The 1,537-nt window shown below is 45.7% G+C and carries 3 protein-coding genes; all 3 read left to right on the plus strand.

Annotated elements, in window-relative coordinates:
* The coding region (locus ACMHKJ_RS19165; protein ID WP_413496419.1) for a hypothetical protein at nucleotides 1–544 on the plus strand (544 nt) is incomplete at its 5' end.
* Nucleotides 541–1,215, plus strand: coding sequence for a hypothetical protein (locus ACMHKJ_RS19170; RefSeq protein ID WP_413496421.1), 675 nt, complete (start codon nucleotides 541–543; stop codon nucleotides 1,213–1,215). The genes ACMHKJ_RS19165 and ACMHKJ_RS19170, both read left to right, overlap by 4 nt.
* The gene (locus ACMHKJ_RS19175; RefSeq protein WP_413496423.1) at nucleotides 1,212–1,505 is read left to right on the plus strand and encodes a hypothetical protein; all 294 of its coding nucleotides are present in this window, start codon (nucleotides 1,212–1,214) and stop codon (nucleotides 1,503–1,505) included. The genes ACMHKJ_RS19170 and ACMHKJ_RS19175 overlap by 4 nt, the downstream gene beginning before the upstream one ends.
* Nucleotides 1,506–1,537 lie beyond the last annotated feature (32 nt).

Genomic DNA, 1,537 nt, shown 5'->3' on the forward strand with positions numbered 1-1,537 from the left:
ATGGGCGTTCAGCAGAATTAACGACATGATTCAGTTTTTTAATCATGACCGCATTGATTACGGGTACTGGGCTGAAAAATTGCAGATGGGAGCACATCGCAGCGAGGTGACGGCTGCATATAAAGAAGTCGATTTATCTTCAACCCTGAAATATTACCGCGAATCATTAGAAGAATGGCTTGCCGATATCCTTGATGGTGAGGACGACAAAGACGCATTAGAAGCAATTAAATCATCTTACAATGAATTTGCTGCACGTATTGGTCAGTTAAAGTCACTTGTCTCTGATTATTCCGGCGCAAGCATATCTGAGCATGCCTTTTGCCATGCCGTATCAGAAGCAGATATGGAAGATGATTCATGTGATGGGCACTCATCACCATGGGATTGGGATAATTTAAGTCCGCACTTCAAACCAACGCATCACTACGCATGGGCGTGTGAGGCAATTCGGTACGCCTGCCAGCGTATTTCTAATAAAGAAATTGCTGAATCGGCTGTAGATAAAGTGATTTTATTTTCTGAAATTAAGGGGGCGCTGTGAAAGAAAAAGCCATTGCATTAAAAGCCCATGACGTTCGCGCTATTTTGGACGGACGTAAAAGCCAGACACGGCAAGCTATTAAAGCCGTACCGACTATTTGCAGTTTTCACGGATGGATGATGTCCAGTGCCTGCGCTAAAGACGAAGGCAAAGCCTGCTGGGCGATTGGTGACTCACCATTACTGAGGGACCCTATTCGCCTTAACTGTCCGCTCGGAAAGATTGGTGATCGGCTGTGGGTGCGTGAATCATTCGGAAGTCGCGTAATCAGAGACGCCTCTGGTGGTACCGGTGAATTTATCACTTATCGGGCATCAAACCCTGACGCTGTTTATTGCACCTCAGCAAGCGGCGAGACTATCCCAATAAAATGGAAACCATCAACACAAATGTCCCGCTCGGCTTCACGCATACTGCTGGAAATAACCGCCGTTCGTGTCGAACATTTACAGGATATCAGCGAAGAAGATGCTATAGCTGAAGGGATTATCACTGGTCGTTATGGTAATGAAGGTAATTGGCTGAATGGCTTTTATGTACCAGGCGACAATCAGCCATATCAAACAGCAAAAGCCGCATATGCCGAGCTGTGGCGGTCAATACACGGCGTGGATAGTTGGTATATGAATTCATGGGTGTGGGTTATCGAATTTAAGCAGGTGACCGCATGAAGCCAATAAAGGTTAAAATTCTCTGCGCCGCCTGCCGCAAAGACTGCGGTGAAGCCCTGTTCGTTATTAATGAACACCTGCAGCTGTGTTTTGATTGCGTTGATATCGCAAAACAGAAAGCAGATGAGTGGAGAGAAAGCGAAGAAGCCAAAGAGGTAACTGCGCTGTCTGCGATTATTGAGCGTACATTTGTACGTTACGACAGAGAGAAAGCCATGGATCTTGCCAATGAAATATACTCTGCCGGCTACCGAAAATTAACTGGGGACGATAACAATGAACAAATTTAAGCACCTGATGATCGATCTTGAAACCATGGGTG

Origin of the sequence: Morganella psychrotolerans (assembly GCF_965118875.1) — a bacterium.
Lineage (GTDB): Bacteria > Pseudomonadota > Gammaproteobacteria > Enterobacterales > Enterobacteriaceae > Morganella > Morganella psychrotolerans_C.

Coding starts and splice junctions, on each gene's coding strand:
- ACMHKJ_RS19175 (WP_413496423.1), top strand. CDS start 1,212: ATGAAGCCAATAAAGGTTAAAATTCTCTGCGCCGCCTGCCGCAAAGAC.